Origin of the sequence: Burkholderia sp. Ac-20365 (assembly GCF_017104715.1) — a bacterium.
Classification (GTDB): domain Bacteria; phylum Pseudomonadota; class Gammaproteobacteria; order Burkholderiales; family Burkholderiaceae; genus Paraburkholderia.
Window position 1 is genome coordinate 92,900 of record NZ_JAAGPI010000009.1, and the last position, 16,324, is coordinate 109,223.

The 16,324-nt window shown below is 63.3% G+C and carries 16 protein-coding genes; 6 read left to right on the forward strand and 10 right to left on the reverse strand.

Annotation, left to right across the window (positions count from 1 at the left end; genetic code table 11):
• Positions 1 to 2 precede the first annotated feature (2 nt).
• Positions 3 to 2,042, reverse strand: coding sequence for an NADPH-dependent 2,4-dienoyl-CoA reductase (locus G3O01_RS18025; protein ID WP_205806502.1), 2,040 nt, complete (start codon positions 2,040 to 2,042; stop codon positions 3 to 5).
• A gap of 363 nt (positions 2,043 to 2,405) precedes the next feature.
• Between G3O01_RS18025 and G3O01_RS18030 the strand changes: the two genes are divergently transcribed.
• Entirely contained in the window at positions 2,406 to 3,194 is a 789-nt protein-coding gene (locus G3O01_RS18030) for a DUF4397 domain-containing protein (protein ID WP_205806503.1), read from the forward strand.
• A gap of 828 nt (positions 3,195 to 4,022) precedes the next feature.
• Here G3O01_RS18030 and G3O01_RS18035 read toward each other — a convergent pair.
• Positions 4,023 to 4,160, reverse strand: coding sequence for an entericidin A/B family lipoprotein (locus tag G3O01_RS18035; protein ID WP_007585547.1), 138 nt, complete (start codon positions 4,158 to 4,160; stop codon positions 4,023 to 4,025).
• Between the two features lie 221 nt (positions 4,161 to 4,381).
• Positions 4,382 to 5,905, reverse strand: a complete 1,524-nt coding sequence (locus G3O01_RS18040) for a sensor histidine kinase (protein WP_205806504.1) — start codon at positions 5,903 to 5,905, stop codon at positions 4,382 to 4,384.
• 207 nt (positions 5,906 to 6,112) lie between these two features.
• Here G3O01_RS18040 and G3O01_RS18045 point away from each other — a divergent pair, with 207 nt between their 5' ends.
• The 5 genes from G3O01_RS18045 to G3O01_RS18065 all read left to right on the forward strand — a co-directional run bounded on the left by G3O01_RS18045 (position 6,113) and on the right by G3O01_RS18065 (position 8,401).
• Entirely contained in the window at positions 6,113 to 6,289 is a 177-nt protein-coding gene (locus G3O01_RS18045; RefSeq protein ID WP_109483203.1) for a DUF1328 family protein, read from the forward strand.
• Between the two features lie 89 nt (positions 6,290 to 6,378).
• The gene (locus G3O01_RS18050) at positions 6,379 to 6,540 is read left to right on the forward strand and encodes a DUF1328 family protein (RefSeq protein WP_012400904.1); all 162 of its coding nucleotides are present in this window, start codon (positions 6,379 to 6,381) and stop codon (positions 6,538 to 6,540) included.
• Between the two features lie 96 nt (positions 6,541 to 6,636).
• A complete protein-coding gene (locus tag G3O01_RS18055) occupies positions 6,637 to 7,182 on the forward strand; it encodes a ferritin-like domain-containing protein (RefSeq protein WP_205806505.1) in 546 nt (181 codons plus the stop codon).
• A 109-nt stretch (positions 7,183 to 7,291) separates the two neighbouring features.
• The gene (locus tag G3O01_RS18060; RefSeq protein WP_205806506.1) at positions 7,292 to 7,936 is read left to right on the forward strand and encodes a response regulator transcription factor; all 645 of its coding nucleotides are present in this window, start codon (positions 7,292 to 7,294) and stop codon (positions 7,934 to 7,936) included.
• A 33-nt stretch (positions 7,937 to 7,969) separates the two neighbouring features.
• Positions 7,970 to 8,401 carry a response regulator gene (locus G3O01_RS18065; RefSeq protein ID WP_205806507.1) on the forward strand — a complete coding sequence of 144 codons (432 nt, stop codon included), beginning with the start codon at positions 7,970 to 7,972 and terminating at the stop codon, positions 8,399 to 8,401.
• Between the two features lie 10 nt (positions 8,402 to 8,411).
• Here G3O01_RS18065 and G3O01_RS18070 read toward each other — a convergent pair whose 3' ends face one another.
• The 7 genes from G3O01_RS18070 to G3O01_RS18100 all read right to left on the reverse strand — a co-directional run bounded on the left by G3O01_RS18070 (position 8,412) and on the right by G3O01_RS18100 (position 16,311).
• Positions 8,412 to 9,626, reverse strand: a complete 1,215-nt coding sequence (locus G3O01_RS18070; protein ID WP_205806508.1) for an MFS transporter — start codon at positions 9,624 to 9,626, stop codon at positions 8,412 to 8,414.
• Between the two features lie 95 nt (positions 9,627 to 9,721).
• Complete coding sequence (locus tag G3O01_RS18075) at positions 9,722 to 10,549, reverse strand: phosphodiesterase (RefSeq protein WP_205806509.1); 828 nt, start codon at positions 10,547 to 10,549, stop codon at positions 9,722 to 9,724.
• A 778-nt stretch (positions 10,550 to 11,327) separates the two neighbouring features.
• A complete protein-coding gene (locus tag G3O01_RS18080; RefSeq protein ID WP_205806510.1) occupies positions 11,328 to 12,380 on the reverse strand; it encodes an ABC transporter ATP-binding protein in 1,053 nt (350 codons plus the stop codon).
• The gene (locus G3O01_RS18085) at positions 12,377 to 13,240 is read right to left on the reverse strand and encodes an ABC transporter permease subunit (protein ID WP_241024063.1); all 864 of its coding nucleotides are present in this window, start codon (positions 13,238 to 13,240) and stop codon (positions 12,377 to 12,379) included. Before G3O01_RS18085 ends, G3O01_RS18080 begins: the two co-directional genes overlap by 4 nt.
• A gap of 66 nt (positions 13,241 to 13,306) precedes the next feature.
• Positions 13,307 to 14,131, reverse strand: a complete 825-nt coding sequence (locus G3O01_RS18090) for an ABC transporter permease (RefSeq protein ID WP_079484863.1) — start codon at positions 14,129 to 14,131, stop codon at positions 13,307 to 13,309.
• Positions 14,128 to 15,120 carry an ABC transporter substrate-binding protein gene (locus G3O01_RS18095; RefSeq protein WP_241024064.1) on the reverse strand — a complete coding sequence of 331 codons (993 nt, stop codon included), beginning with the start codon at positions 15,118 to 15,120 and terminating at the stop codon, positions 14,128 to 14,130. The genes G3O01_RS18090 and G3O01_RS18095 overlap by 4 nt, the downstream gene beginning before the upstream one ends.
• Before the next feature lie 117 nt (positions 15,121 to 15,237).
• Positions 15,238 to 16,311, reverse strand: a complete 1,074-nt coding sequence (locus G3O01_RS18100; RefSeq protein WP_205806513.1) for a LacI family DNA-binding transcriptional regulator — start codon at positions 16,309 to 16,311, stop codon at positions 15,238 to 15,240.
• Between the last annotated feature and the right edge of the window lie 13 nt (positions 16,312 to 16,324).

Genomic DNA, 16,324 nt, shown 5'->3' on the forward strand with positions numbered 1-16,324 from the left:
CGCTACAGCCGTGCGACCAGTTCCGCGCCTTCGCGGATCGCACGTTTCGCATCCAGTTCCGCCGCCACCGACGCACCGCCGATCACATGAAAGCGCGTCCCGCCGGCGTCGGCTGAACGCGGCGTAGCGGGGTAGAGATCGCGCAAGGATTCCTGCCCGGCGCACACGACGACCGTATCCACCTCGAGCCATTGCTCGCTGCCCGCACGTTCGATCAGCAGCCCGCGCGCCGTGATCTGCCGATACCCCACGCCATCGAGCATCTTCACCTGGTTGCGAATCAGCGCCGCGCGATGCACCCAGCCCGACGTCTTGCCGAGGCCCGCGCCGACTTTGCCCGCCTTGCGCTGCAACAGCCAGATTTCGCGCACGGGCACGCATGCGGCGGGCGCCTTCAACCCGCCGCGTTCGCGGACAGACAGATCGACGCCCCATTCGTCCGCCCAGCTTTCGCGCGATAGCGGCAACGGCTCGTCCGCGCGATGCAGCAGAAACTCGCTCACGTCGAAGCCGATTCCGCCCGCGCCGATCACGGCCACGCGGCGCCCGACAGGCGCGCCGCGCAGCACGTCGACGTACGACAGCACGTTCGGCCCGTCGATACCGGCGATCGCCGGCCGGCGCGGCACGATGCCGGTCGCGACGATCACGTCGTCGAACGCGGCGGCGGCGAGCAGCCCGGCATCGACGCGTGTTTCGAGACGCACGTCGACGCCGTGTCTGCGCAACTGGCTGCTGAAATACCGGATCGTCTCGCTGAATTCTTCCTTGCCGGGCACGCGCATCGCCAGATTGAACTGGCCGCCGATGCTTGCGGCCGCATCGAACAGCGTCACGCGATGCCCGCGCGCGGCCGCTACCGTCGCCGCCGACAAACCCGCCGGCCCCGCGCCGACCACGGCCACAGCGCGTGGCTTTTGGCGCGCGGCGAGCGGCGCGTACACCAGTTCCGTCTCGCGGCCGGCGCGCGGATTGACGAGACAGGTCGCGCGCCTGTTCTGGAACGTATGGTCGAGACACGCCTGATTGCACGCGATACAGGTATTGATTTCGTCCGCGCGTCCTTCCGCGGCCTTCACGACGAAGTCGGGATCGGCGAGCAGCGGCCGCGCCATCGATACGAGATCGCCCGCGCCCTGCGCCAGCAGATCTTCGGCAACTCCGGGCGTGTTGATGCGGTTCGATACGATCACCGGCACGCTAACGGCCGCTTTCAGACGCGCCGACAGCGGCGCAAAGGCAGCACGCGGCACCGACGTGACAATGGTCGGCACACGCGCCTCGTGCCAGCCGATCCCCGTATTGAAGATCGTGACGCCCGCCGCTTCGAGCGCCTGCGCGATCTGCACGGTTTCGTCCCACGTGTTGCCGCCTTCGACGAGATCGATCAACGACAGCCGGTACACGACGATGAAACGTTCGCCGCAAGCGGCACGTACAGCCTGCACGACTTCGCGCGCGATGCGCATACGGTTGTCGAGACTGCCGCCGTAGACATCGTCGCGCCGGTTGGTGCGCGGACACAGGAACTGGTTCAGCAGATAGCCTTCGCTGCCCATGATCTCGACGCCGTCGTAGCCCGCGCGCTGCGCAAGCCGCGCGCAACGCGCATAGGCGCGCACGGTCCGGGCGATGCCGGCAACGGTCAGCGCGCGCGGCTTGAACATCGAGATAGGGGACTTCAGCGCCGACGCCGACACCACGAGCGGCTGATAGCCATAGCGTCCCGCATGCAGGATCTGCAGCGCGATCTTGCCGCCTTCCTCGTGAACGGCGCTCGTGAGCTTGCGATGGTTGTGCAGATCGAAGACCGAGTTCAGCGTGCCGCCGAACGGCAGCAACCAGCCTTCGCGATTCGGCGAGATGCCGCCCGTGATGATGAGACCCACGCCGCCCTTCGCGCGCTCGCGAAAGTACGCGGCGAGCTTCGGATAGTTCCAGAAGCGGTCCTCCATGCCCGTATGCATCGAACCCATCACGACGCGATTGCGCAGGCGGGTGAAGCCCAGATCGAGTTCGGACAAGAGCCGCGGGTAAGACATGCAAGGCACCATGTAAAGTTGGGACGCGCTCGAACGATACACGTGGGACTGAGTAAAACCTCCGAGGAAAAATTCTAATTGCTTCCAACCCTGAATGCCTGATGTGCTTTATTCGCGTGCTGCCGGTAATAACGTATGCGGCACAGCGATTGCTGTCCGCAGTCGTCCAATCGGTGCGGGCAACCGGTGCTCTTGCGGCGCTGCCCGACCTCATGGACATATGAAAGGCGCGTCGCCGTTTGAACGCGCAGCGGCGCCCGCGCGACGGACAACTACATAACGTCGACGCACATAACGGACACCTCTGCGCAGGCGGCAAGCCGCAGATCAACGGGCTGAAGCCCAATCAGGGAGAGGTGGCAAATGAAGGTTATCAGGACCATGGCGGCGCTTATCGGGGCGGCCGCACTCGTGTCGGCGTGCGGCGGAAGCTCGCACGACGTCGGCAAAGAACTCGGGTTGCAGAATCCGTTGATCCATTTCGTGCATGCGATTCCAGGCGGCCCGGCCGTCGACTTCCTCGTGAACGGCAGCGCGTTGCAGACGAACATCTCATACAAGGGCGTGACGAACTTCGCGAACATCAACACAGGGGCGACGACGGTTGCGTATGCATTGACGGGCACCACGACGGCGCTTGCGAGCGGCTCGTTCCCTGATGTGGCGAAGGGCCACGAATATACGGTGATCGCCGTGCCGGGCTCGTCGGGTACCGACATCGGCCTGATCGACGATCCGTTCGACAAGGGGCTGCTGTCGGGCAGCGCGCGTGTGCGTGGGTTCAACGCATCGGTGAACGCATCGAATCTCGATCTTTATCTGGTGCCGTCGACCAACACCAGCATCACGAGTGTCGGCCCGACGTTGGCGGGTGTGTCGTTCAAGAACGCGGTACCCGCGAGTGGGCAGGATTCGGTTTATGTCTCGGGCGGGACGTATGTGTTGATCGCTACCGCGGCGGGGGATAAGACGCCGATCTTCCAGTCGAACTCGTTCAATCTCGCCAATAATGCCGACTGGCTGGTGACGTCGGTGCCGATCGGGGGTGCGTTGACGCAGTTGCTGCCGGGTCAGATTCATTTGCTCGTGGCGCAGGGGGGGAATACTACGCAGCCGGCGCTTGAGTTGACTAATACGTTGAATGGGCAGTAGTGGTTTTGTTGTTGTTGTTGTTGTTGTTGTTGTTGTTGTTGTTGCGGCATCCGCGTTTCGTTACTGGTGCTTCACGCGTCGCCCCTGTGCGGGGCGGCACCTACTTTTCTTTGCCGCGGCAAAGAAAAGTAGGCAAAAGAAAGCCGCTGAACACCGCCAGTTCTTGACCACTGCCTGAGGGCCCCCAACGGGTCCTCTCCTTCATGCGGCGTCGCTCTTCTAGACGCCCGCTGCCAACGCTTCGAATCGGCTCATCACCCGCTTCACACTCCCGCGTCGTCACATGCGCGATCGCATCGCCCACGTTCTATAGCGGCAAACTGTGTGTGGGCTATCGCGGCTTATGCGCTCCACTCCGGACTGAAAAACACGATCGGTGTCGTAGAAACGCTGCCGGGTGAAGCACTACGACCTACACACAGTTTGCCACCTGGGCGGCATTAGCCATTCGCTGTCGCTGGCTGTGCTACGGGTGATTGGAGTGGGTGAGGCGCCGGTTCGAAGCGCGGGCAACGGGCATCGATCAAATGTGATGCCGTTTGAAGTGGAGGAACTGTTGGGGGCCCTCAGGCGGTGGTCAAGAGTGGGCGGTGTTAGCCCGCTTTCTTTGCTTACTTTCTTTGCGGCGGCAAAGAAAGTAAGTGCCGCCCCGCACAGGGGCAACGCTTGAAGTGGGCAAAACAAAACGCGGATGCCAACGCAAAACCAGGCAAACCTCCCCCAGCGTCGCAAGACAAACCAAACCAAAACAAAAAAAACCGCCACGTAATCCGCGGCGGCGAGCATAGCGTTGCCAAGCAATACGCGTCAGCGTCAGCAAAACCAACCTTAATCTGAATGCTTTTCAGCCGAATTAGTAATAGCGTTCCCACCCTTCGAGATATCCTGGCCTGCGCCGGCCATCGTATTGCACGCGGCGAGTAGCGTCGTGCCTGCAAGCAGCAGAAGTGCGATGAGTCGTGTCATGAGTCTTCTCCCTATCAGGAATAGTCGACGTAAGCTTCGATCGATTCGCGCGCGCGGCACAAGGCAAATGTTGCGTTCGCCTTCGCCCAGCGTGCGCGCCCTGTCGTCAGACCGGGGCATCGCGCCCGCCGATCCGGTCTGACTTCATGGTAAGAGACGCGTCGCCGCTACGCTGTCAGAGGCGCCATGATTTTCTTGTCGGCGCAATCCTACGCGCTGCCTCAAAGGCGTGTGGCGGATGTACCGGTGCTGTCGCTCTGCGCGTTCGTGGACGAGACTGCGGGCTCAGCTTGACCGCTCATAGAGCGTGGTTCTTCCAGCGCTGCGCCTGCGGTCGGCACGGGCAGCGAAACATGGATATCGGTGCCATGCAGCTCGCCACGCCGGATATCGAAGCGCCCGCCACGGGCCGCCACGCGCTGGCGCATGCCCATCAGCCCATGCGTATGCGTGCGCGTGAGATCCGCGGGCATGATGCCGATGCCGTTATCGGCGATATGCAGCGATACCTCGCCGTGGCTCGCGCTCAGCGAAATCGTGACCTGCGTCGCGCGTGCATACTTCGCCGCGTTGGTCAGCGATTCCTGCGCGATCCGGAAGAGCGCGATCTCGGTCTGCTCGTCGAGTTGCATTTCATCGTCGGGAAGCTGCAGGTCGAGCACCCAGCCGTTACGCTGCGCGGCTTCGTCGCCGAGCGTGCGCAGCGCGGTAACGAGGCCGAAGTTGGCCAGTACGGTCGGCCGCATGTCCTCGATGATGCGGCGCTTGAGCGCAATACCCTGATCGAGCGTCGCGAGCGCACGCGCGAGTTTCTCGGCGATCGCGGGGTCCACGTCCTGCATCTTGCGCCGCGCCCACGCGACGTCCATCTTGCTCGCGGTAAGAATCGCGCCGAGTTCGTCGTGCAGTTCGCGCGCCAGCTGGGTCTTTTCGTTTTCACTGACGGCCTGCAGGTGCCAGCCGAGCGCCTCGAGTTGCCGCGTGCGTTCATTGACCAGCTGGTCGAGTTCCTCCTGCTGCGTGATCAACTGCTTTTGCGCCTTCGCCTGGCTGTCGATCTGGATGCCGAGATTGCGGAACAGCAGGATGAACAACACGATATTGAGCGCCGACAGGCCCGCCGCGACCAGCGTGGATACGCGCTGGTCGGCACGGCTCGCATCGAGCGCGCGCTGCGCGCGGCGTTCTTCGTTGTCGCGCAGCAAAGACAACGTGCTGGCTACGAGCGACGTGTCGGCGTGCGGGTTCGCCGCCGCGCCGCCGCATGCCGCAAGATCGAGCGGATGCGGCGCGGCCTGCTGCAGCGCCCGCGCGCCGCTGCCGATGCGCGCATCGATCAGCGCGGCGATCTGCGTGAAGCTGGCAAGCTCGGCGCCATCGGCGGCGCGTTTGAACCACGCATCGAGCGATCCGATGTCGCGCCGGATGTCGGCGGCGCGCGCGCAATAGCCGCGCGCATCGGCGTCTTCATGCGTCAGAAGAAAGCGGCTTTCGTGTGCCTGCAGTTGCGCGAGCTGCGCGGCTAACTCGCTCAGCTGCACGCTCACGCCGCGCGCTTCGAGCGCCGTTTCGTATTCCGACGCGATGCGTTGCCGCGCCGTTTCGAGAATGACGAGGCCGCCGCACGTGATGACGATCGCGACCGTCATCGCGATCGCCCAGCTGCGCTGGTGCATCCAGTCCGCCAGCCTGGCGGTCCTGGTGATGAGTCCCGCTTGCGCGCCGTCTGACACTGCCGTCTCCATGCGATGAAGTCATCGACAGTGTAGCGTCGCGCGACCTGTTTGCGTTCGCACGCACCTGCTAAGGCGCCGCCGAAGCCTCGCCGAAAGCGGCTGTCGGCGGATTCCCACATGAAAAACAGCGTACGCCCGAGTGCGGGTACGCAATCTGCTCCCTACGATGAAGGTTAGCGATCCATTAACTACGCATCAGCCAGGGAGGTTGCCATCATGCTCAAGTGGGCGTTGTTCTTTGCCGTGATCGCCGTGATCGCGGGGCTGCTCGGTTTCACAGGCATTGCCGCGGGTGCTGCGGCGATCGCGAAGTTCCTGTTCGTGCTGTTCCTGATCCTGTGTGTCGTGTTCCTCGTGCTCGGCTTCGTCGTGACGAAGAAGATCGTCGATTAGCGAAGATCGGCCGCAACCCAGGACAAGGCGCGGGCCATGCCGTAACGGACCCGCGGCACACCATCGCCTAACCAGGAAGGAGCGTCGTCATGCTGCACTACGCACTCGTGTTCTTCGTGATCGCGATCATTGCCGCTGTATTTGGCTTCACGGGCATTGCTGCCGGCGCCGCCGAAATAGCGAAGATTCTGTTCTACATCTTTCTGGTCGTGTTCGTCGTCACGCTGCTGCTTGGCGTGTTCCGAACCTAGCGCAGGCATAACGCCGTTACGCGCACGCTGCAATACCGCACCTGACAGACGGCATGCGCGTGCGTTTCCCACAATACCGGTACAAGGAGTCAGTCAATGTCGAACTCATCGAAAGGCGAATTCGTGATGGACCTCGAACGGATTCGTGCACAGGCACGCAAGGATATGGACGAAGGTGCCGTCACGCAGACCTACGGCGCCGACCGCGAGACCGTGCTCAAGCTGCTGAACGGTGCGCTCGCTACCGAGATCGTCTGCGTGCTGCGCTACAAGCGCCATCATTTCATGGCAAAGGGCATCAATTCGGAAGCCGTCGCGCAAGAGTTTCTCGAACATGCGAACGAAGAGCAGGGCCATGCGGACACGCTGGCGCAGCGCATCGTGCAGCTGGGCGGTGAGCCGGACTTCGCGCCGGACAGCCTGACGGGTCGCTCGCATTCCGAATACAAGGAAGGCAAGAACCTGACGGACATGATTCGCGAGAACCTGATCGCGGAGCGCATTGCGATCGATACGTACCGCGAGATCATCCGTTACCTCGGCGACGGCGACGTCACGACGCGCCGGATGTTCGAAGACATTCTCGCTGTCGAGGAAGAGCACGCGGACGATATGGCCGATCTGCTGGCAGGCCGCAACTGATGACGACGCGCACCGCGCCGGGCACGCAGCGGGCGATACACGCCATTGCGCGCCCGCCGTCGCGCGTTGCCTGTAAGCCATTGCATTTCGACTGCATTCGACTATTTCCATGATTCGAGTCTTGATAGCCGACGATCATGCGATCGTCCGGGGCGGATTCAGGCAGTTCGTCGCCGACGAGCCCGACATGTGCGTCGCGGCCGAAGCGGCGACGGGCGACGAGACGATTCGCCTCGTGCGCGAGCAGCCGGACGGCGAGCCGTTCGACGTCGTGCTGCTCGACATTGCGATGCCCGACAAGAACGGCATCGATACATTGCGCGTGATCCGCCAGATGCGGCCGGATCAGGGCGTGCTGATCCTGTCGGGCTATCCGGAGAGCCAGTACGCGATCAACCTGCTGCGCGCGGGCGCAAACGGCTATCTGAACAAGGACTGCGAGCCGGATGAGATCGTGCGCGCGATCCGTTCGGTTGCGCGCGGGCATCGTTATCTGTCGGAGGCTGTCGCCGATACGCTCGCGAACAGCCTCGACAAGCCCGCCTCCGCGCATCCGCACGAGCAGTTGTCGGAGCGGGAGTTCCAGATCTTCTGCAAGCTCGCGTCCGGACAGATTCCAACCGATATCGCCGGGGAACTGCATCTGTCGGTGAAGACAGTCAGCACGTACCGCGCTCGCGTGCTGGAGAAAATGCAGATGACGAACAACGCGGACATGACGTACTACGCGATCAAGAATGGACTGATCGAGTGACGCCGTGACAATCATGCGCATGGAACGCCACCGATGAACGCCGACTCCGCCACCGCATGCAACGATACCGGCCACGCGCCGTTGCGTGTGCTGCTGATCGAGGATTCACCGCTGATCCGGCGCAGCATCGTCGAAGCGATCGATGCGTCCGGCTCGATGCAGGTGGCCGCGCACGCCGAGTCCGCCGATGAGGCGATCGCGTTGCTCGACGGCGAAGCGTTCGATGCCGTGATCGTCGACCTGCAGCTCAAAGGCGGATCGAGTGTGCCGGTGCTTGCGTATATGCAGAAGGAAGGGCTGATCGAGTCGACCTTTGCCGCTGTGCTCACCAACCATGCGCTGCCGGCGTATCGCGAGCGTTGCCAGCAGTTTGGCGTGCGCCACTTCTACGACAAGTCGTTCGAGTTCGATCGTGTGATCGATGCGCTGCAGGCGTATGCGCAGGGACGGCTGGAGGAGCGGTAGACGTCGACGCTCAATCCGCCCCGCCCGCAGCCGCGATCGGCTCAGGCCGTCCGCGCAGATGATTGAGCCCGGCGAGCGCGGCGAACACCAGGCCGGCAATACCGACACCGACCCAGCCGAACAGCGGCCACACGAACGCACCGACCCCCGAACCCACGGCGCCGCCGATGAAATAGCAGACCATGTACACCGTGTTCACGCGGCTGCGGGCTTCAGGCTTGAGTGCGTAGATGCGCGACTGATTCGAAATCTGCGCGGCCTGCACGCCGACGTCGAGCACGATCACGCCAATCACGAGACCGACGAGGCTGGAACCCGACACCGCGAACACGATGAACGACAGCGCGACCAGCGCGATCGACAGTGACACGATCGCGCGCGGCCCGCGCCGGTCGGCGAACTTGCCGGCGAGCGGCGCGGCCATCGCGCCCGCCGCGCCAACGATGCCGAACAGGCCTGCCGCCTGCGGCCCATAGTGGAACGGCGCGCCCGCGAGCAGCAACGCGAGCGTCGACCAGAAGAGGCTGAATCCGGCGAACAGCGCGGCGCCCGTCAGCGAGGCTTCCCGCAGACCGCGCAATTCGACGGCGAGATGCCACATCGAGCCGAGCAGCTTGCCGTAGGCGAGCGTCGAGGTCGGCTTGCTGCGCGGCAGCTTCGAGATGATGACAGCCGCGAGCACCAGCGAGCCGAGAATCGATGCAACGAACACCGCGCGCCAGCCCAGGTATTGACCGACGAGGCCGGCTGCCGTGCGGGCGAGCAGAATGCCCAGCAGCAGGCCGCTCATCACGGTACCGACAGCATGGCCGCGCTGCGACGGCGGCGCGAGTTCGGCTGCGAACGGCACAGCCTGTTGCGCGATGGTCGCGAGGATGCCGATCGCGAGGCTCGCGACAGCGAGCACGGCGAGATTCGGGGCGGCCGCCGCGAACAGCAGCGCGACGCACAGGCCCGCGATCTGCATCAGGATCAGCCTGCGGCGATCGAAACGGTCACCGAGTGGGGCGAGCAGCAGCATGCCGGCTGCGTAGCCGAGCTGGGTGATCGACGGCACCACGCCGATCCACGATGCACTGAGCGGAAACGACTGGCGAAAGCCGTCGAGCAGCGGCTGGTTGTAATAGATGTTCGCAACCGACACACCGGCAATGGTCGCAAGCAGCAGCAACAGGCCGCGCAGCGTTCGGTCGGACGGGGTGTGATCGGAGGCGGGAGTGGACATGACGCGGTAGGCGGCACGAGGCCGGCCGAAGAAGGTCGGGCGTGCCGATCATACCGGAGCGGCGTCGATCGTGCTCGACGTCGCTCCGGCGCACGTCAGTCGATCAATGCGCCCTCGGGCTCGTAGAACGGATACGGGCCGTCTGCATCGTCGACGTACGCATGGTGCGTGATCAGCCCGTTCACGCTGTCGTAGCGGTGCAGCGCGAAGGCGGGCGGCTCCATCACGAATGCCGACGGCGCATCGTCACGCAGATCGAGTGCGACCTGATGGGCGGGCGCGGGCACTGCTGAAGCGATCGTGCCACCGAAACGCACGAACATCGGACGGTGCACATGTCCGCAGATGACGCGTTCGACGTTTGCATATCGCGCGATGAGCTTTGCGAGTTTGTCTGCCGACGTCGGTTCGAGACGCAGTGCGTCCATGTGACCGATGCCCGACACGAACGGCGGGTGATGCAGGGCAACGATCACAGGTTGATCTTTGGACGCTTCGAGTTTTTCCGCTAGCCACGCGAGGCGTGTATCGCAAAGCAGGCCGGCGCTCTGGCCGGGGACCATCGAATCGAGTGCGATCAGGTGGAGTGGGCCGAGGTCCACGGTGTACTGGACGAACTCTTCGCCTGCTTGCAGTTCTTCGCGATCGCTGAATGTGTCGCGCAGTGCCTGGCGGTCGTCGTGATTGCCGACTAGCAGGTAGTAGGGGATTGCCAGCGGCGCTAGCAGTGCCTTGAGATGCACGTACTGTTCGGGCTCGCCCTGGTCGACGAGATCGCCGGTGATGATCACCGCGTCTGGGCGCGGGTTGAGCGCGTTGAGCCGCGCGACGCAGCGGGTCAGGTAGGCCGCTGTGTCGACCTTGCGGTAGGCCAGGGCGCCTGGGCGTTTGATGTGGAGATCACTGATCTGGGCTATTAACATTTTGTGTTCCTATGGGGTGTGCTGGTCTGTGCTGGTCTGGTCTGTTCTGTCTGCGACGCTGTGTTCGGGTTGCTTGGGTTTTCGCTGGCATCCGCGTTTTGTTTTGCCTGCTTCACGCGTCGCCCCTGTGCGGGGCGGCACCTACTTTTCTTTGCCGCGGCAAAGAAAAGTAGGCAAAAGAAAGCCGCTGAACACCGCCAGTTATTGTTTCTGCCTGAGGGCCCCCAACGGGGCCTCCACTTCAAACGGCAACCTGCCTTTCACTGCCCGTTGCCAACGCTCTTATTGGGCGCCTCACCCGCTTCACACTCCCGCGGCGCAACCTGCGCGATCAAATCGCCCGCGTTCTATAGCGGCAAACTGTGTGTCGGCTTTCGCAGCTTATGCGCTCCACTCCGGACTGAAAAACACGATCGGTGTCGTAAGCGCGCTGAAGTCTGAAGCACTACGACCTACACACAGTTTGCCACCTGGGCGGCGCAAACCATTCGCTGCCGTTCGCTGTGCTACGGGTGATCGAAGTGGGTGAGGCGCACGTTCTGAGCGTTGGCAACGGACGGGGACTGAGAGGTTGCCGTGTGAAGTGGAGGAACCGTTGGGGGCCCTCAGGCGGAGGTCAAGCACGGGCGGTGTTAGCCCGCTTTCTTTGCTTACTTTCTTTGCGGCGGCAAAGAAAGTAAGTGCCGCCCCGCACAGGGGCAACGCCTGAAGCACCAGTAACAAAACGCGGATGCCAGCGAAAGCAAAAGCAAACCAAAACCAGAACCAAAACCAAACCTCACGCAAGTGCAATCAACCCACTGTCAGAGACACAAACCCCCACCACCGTCCCCCGCGCCAACTCCACCCGCCCGGGAACATCCACAATCAACAAATCAGGCGCCGCATCCCGAATAGTAAGCCTGGTCCGCTCACCAAGAAACGCAGCCCCTTCAACAATCCCGCGCAACTGTGCGCGATCAAGATCAGAAATCCACGCATCCTCGGGCCGAAAGAACACCTCATCGCCGTGAGGCGTAACACGGGTAGCATGCGTAGGCGGCAAAGGAATCGAACCACCGCTGGTAGCAAGCACTCCATCCCGAGCCTGTCCCGCCACGCGATTAATCGTCCCGACAAACTGCGCGACATTACGATTCGCCGGCCGATAATAAATATCCCGTGGTGTACCAATCTGCTCAATGCGCCCAGCGCTCATCACCACAATCCGATCGCCGAGTTCCATCGCCTCTGCCTGATCGTGCGTGACATAAACAGTCGTAATCCCAAGTTCGCGCAACAGCGCATTCATCTCGCTACGCAAGGTATCGCGCAAACGCGCATCCAGTGCCGTCAACGGCTCGTCGAGCAACAACACCCGTGGCTGCGGCGCAAGCGCCCGGGCAAGCGCAACACGCTGTCGCTGGCCGCCCGAGAGCTGATCGATCGGCTTGTCGGCGTGGTCGGTGAGTCGCATCATCGCGAGCAATTCGTCGACGCGTTGTCGCGCAACATCCGCCTGCACGCGCTTGATCTTCAGACCATAGTTGATGTTGCCGCGCACCGTGAGATTCGGAAATAGCGCATAGCTCTGAAACACCATGCCGACCTGACGCTTTTCGATCGGCAGTGCGGTGACGTCCTCGTCACCGAAGGCAACACGACCACCGGCGTCCGGTTGTTCGAGGCCCGCAATCATCCGCAACGTGGTGGTCTTGCCGCAACCAGACGGGCCGAGCAGAACCAGCGTTTCGCCCGCGCCTATCGAGAGATCGAGTGGTTCGAGCACACGCGTGCCGCGAAAGGTCTTCGCGCAACGCGTCAGCGTGACAGGAATGGAAGCAAGTTTCATGGCTGTGACGTATCGGTGACGCGCGTTTTCTTCTGCCGCACGTTGCGCTGGCCCGTCGCATCGACGCCAAGCCATTGCATCGCGACGAGCAGCGGCATCGTCATGATGAAAAAGAGAATCGTGTAAGCGCTGCCGATTTCGATGCGCAGCGATGCATAGGTATCCGCGAGTCCAACGGGCAGTGTTTTCGTTTCAGGCGTGTGCAGCATCCACGTGAGATTGAATTCGCCGATCGACAACGTGACCACGGCCAAAGCGCCCGCGACGATGCCCGGCCGCACGTTCGGCAACACGATCGTGATGAAGCGTTGAAAGAAGCCTGCGCCGAGGCTCGCCGCGCCTTCTTCCAGTGTGCGCAATCCCGAACTCGCACATACGGCCGCAACCGCGCGCACCATGAACGGCAGCGTGAACACCACATGTCCAACGACGATGAACGCGACGCTCGTGCGGAACATCGAGAAGCCGCCGTACACCACGAGCAGCGCGAGCGCCGACGCAAGGCCCGGCAACGCGATCGGCAACACGAGAAACTCTTCGATGATGCGCGACATACGCGTCTCGCTGCGCGCAAGCACGTAGCCAGCAGGCACGCCCGTCAGCAATGTGATGACGAGCGTCGCAAGCGCGACTTCGAGCGAGAGAAACACGGACGCGTGATATTGCGTCCACACTTCGCCGAGCCAGCGCAGCGTAAGTCCGCTCGCAATGCCCTGGAAATAGTTGACCGTCAGGCCCGCGAGAATCGACATCACGACGGGCACGATCAGAAACGCGCACAGCAACAGCGTAACGAGCCACTGACCCGCCGCGAGCCATGCGCGCAGCGAGGGCAGGGCGAACGCGCGCTTGTGCTGCATATCGCGCGCATGGGTTGGTTGAGCAACGGAATTCATACGGGTGTCTTCATTCTGCATGGGAGTGAGTTACGCCGTCGCCGCCACGGCCGAGCCGCTGACGCTGCGCGCGACATACAGCACGATCCACGTGACGATGCCGAGCACGATCGACAGGCCCGCTGCCGTCACCATGTTCGCGTTGAGCGTGAACTCGGTGTAGATGGTCATCGGCAGCACGTCGATGTCGGTGGCGAGCGTGAACGCAGTGCCGAATGCGCCCATCGCGGTTGCGAAGCACACGGCGCCCGCCGCGATCAGCCCCGGCGACAGCGCAGGCAGCACGATGTCGCGCATGATCCGCCACGGCGATGCACCAAGCGAACGCGCGGCTTCTTCGAGTGACGCATCGAGCTTCGTCGCGGAAGCCATCACGGTGACGATCACGCGTGGAATCGAGAAGTACAGGTAGCCGATGAAAAGACCCGTCATCGAGTACGCGAACACCCACTTGTCTCCCGTGAGCTTCAGCGACAACGCGCCGATCAAACCTTGCCTGCCCGCCAGCATGATCACCATGAAGCCGACCACGACGCCCGGAAACGCGAGCGGAAATGTCAGCAGCGCGAGCAGGGTGCGCTTGCCGGGAAACTCGCGGCGCGCGAGCAGCAGCCCCGAGATCACCGACAGCGCGAGCGTCGTCGCCGTGACGGCCGCGGACAGCACGACCGTCGCGAACAGGCTCTTCATGTAGCGCGCGTTCGCAAGCATCGCGCCGTAGGTCTTCAGCAGATGACCGTCGGCGCTGACCTGCACGAGCGCCGTCATCGGCAGCAGCCAGAACGCGATGAACACGGCGAGCGCCGGCGCGATCAACGCGATGCGCCAGCGCAGCGGGAACGTGATGTCGTTCAATGCATCACCTGCAGATACTGCTCGCCGAATGCCTGCTGCTTCTCGGCCATCTTGCCGAAGTCCACCGCATGGGCGCGTGCGTACTCGCTGGCGGGCAGGAATTTCGACGCGGCGTCGGCCGTCATCGTCTTCGCGCGCACAGGGCGCAGATACGCGTTGGCCCACAGCTTCTGGCCTTCATCCGACAGCACGAAATCGAGCACCTTCTTGCCGTTCGCGTCGTGCGGCGCGTTCTTCACGAGGCTCATCACGTATGGCACTTCGATCGTGCCTTCCTTCGGAATCACGAACTCGACGTTCGCATGGTCCTTGTACTTCGCGCGATACGCGTCGAAGTCGTAGTCGAGCAGGATCGGAATTTCACCCGACAGCACGCGCGCGTAGGCCGTCTGCTTCGGCACGATCGGCTGGTTGGCCTTCAGTTTGGCGAACCAGTCGAGGCCCGGCTTGAAGTTGTCGAAACTGCCGCCGAGCGCCTGATTCACGGCGACGGCGCCCGCATAGCCGACAAATGCGCTCGACGGATCGAGGTAGCCGATCATGCCCTTGTACTCGGGCTTGAGCAGGTCGGCCCACGAGCGCGGCACTGGCTTGCCTTCGAGCGCGTCCTTGTTGACGAAGAAACCGAGCGTGCCCGAGTGGATCGCGAACCAGTAGCCCTGCGGATCCTTCAGATTCGCGGGGATGTCGTTCCAGTTCGCGGGCTTGTACGGCGCGATCACGCCCTTGTCCTTCGCCTGGAATGCCGACGACACGCCCAGATACACGACGTCGGCCACGGGGCTCTTCTGCTCGGCCATCAGCTGCGCGATCGACTGGCCGGAGTTCTTGTTATCGAACGGTACATGGATGCCGGTCTTCTGCTGGATCGCCTGGATCTGGCTCGCCCAGTCGGCCCATTCGGGCGGGCAGTTGTAGCAGATCGCGGTTTCGTCGGCGTGCGCGAATTGCGGCGCAGCCAGCGTCAGCGCGAACGACGATGCAACCAGCGCGGCGCGCGTGATGCGCAACGCTGCAGTACCGATAAAGGAACGGCGGTTCACGACAGGTCTCCCGAAGGGTGAAAAGGTTTGTTGAAGAGGGTGGGGCGCGTATTGCGCGTGGTCTTACGCGGGTGAGCGGACGATTCGCCCCGACGTTGCGCCCGACGTATCGGAGATCGCGGCGATCGTCGCGCCTTCGCGCAACGTGTGCGGCAAGGTCAGCGACAACGACGGCGCGTGCAGCGCATCCTCGAAGCCCGAAGGCTGCGAACCGTCGACGCGCGCGATCAGGCGCCGCCATGCCGCGCAGCCGATCTCGCGGTTCGGCGCGCACACGCTTGCGAGCGGCGGCGACAGCAGTTCGCCCATCGCGAGGCCGTCGAAGCCGAGAATCGACATGTCGTCGGGCAGTTGCAGGCGCGCGCGGCGCAGGCCGCGCATCACGACCATCGCGAGCAGATCGTTCGAGCAGAAGAGGGCGGTCGGTCGGTTCGGGCCTGTGGTCAGGTGGTTGAGCACGGCCGGCGCGAGTTCGTCCGCGTTGAAATCGATTTCAAGGGCAGGCGCAGGCGTGAGACCGGCCTGCTGCATCGCCTGCGTGTAGCCGAGATGGCGCAGGCGCGCGCGATCCGACGCGGCGAGTGTGCCCGCGAGCATCAGGATGCGGCGATGGCCGTGCGCGATCAGCATGCGCACGCCGTCATAAGCGGCCTGACGGTTGTCGACGGACACGGACGGGCGGCGCACGGTGTCGTTGTGCATCAGCACATACAGCATGCCGTCGCGGTCGAGATCATCGAGCAGCGGATGCGTGTCGGCATCGGCGACCGTCAGGATCAGGCCTTCGCAGCGCTGCTCGCGCAGCGTTTCGATTGCGTGGCGTTCGCGGTCGGCGTCGTATTGCGTGGTCATCAGCATCAGCCGGTAACCTTGCGCCGACGCCAGTTCGTCGATGCCTTGCAGGCATTCGGCGAAGACGGGGTTGGCAAGCGTCGGCAGCACCACGCCGATCAGGCGCGAGCGCTCGCCGCGCAACTGGCGGCCGAGCGGGCTCGGGCGGAAGTTGAGGGCGTCGATCGACTGACGCACTTTTTCGAGGGTCACGGGATTGACCGTATGCGGCGCGTTGATCGCGCGCGAAACAGTCGCGATCGAAAAGCCCGCGTGGGCGGCGACATCCTTGATGGTGGGCGTCATCGTTGGGTTCCCG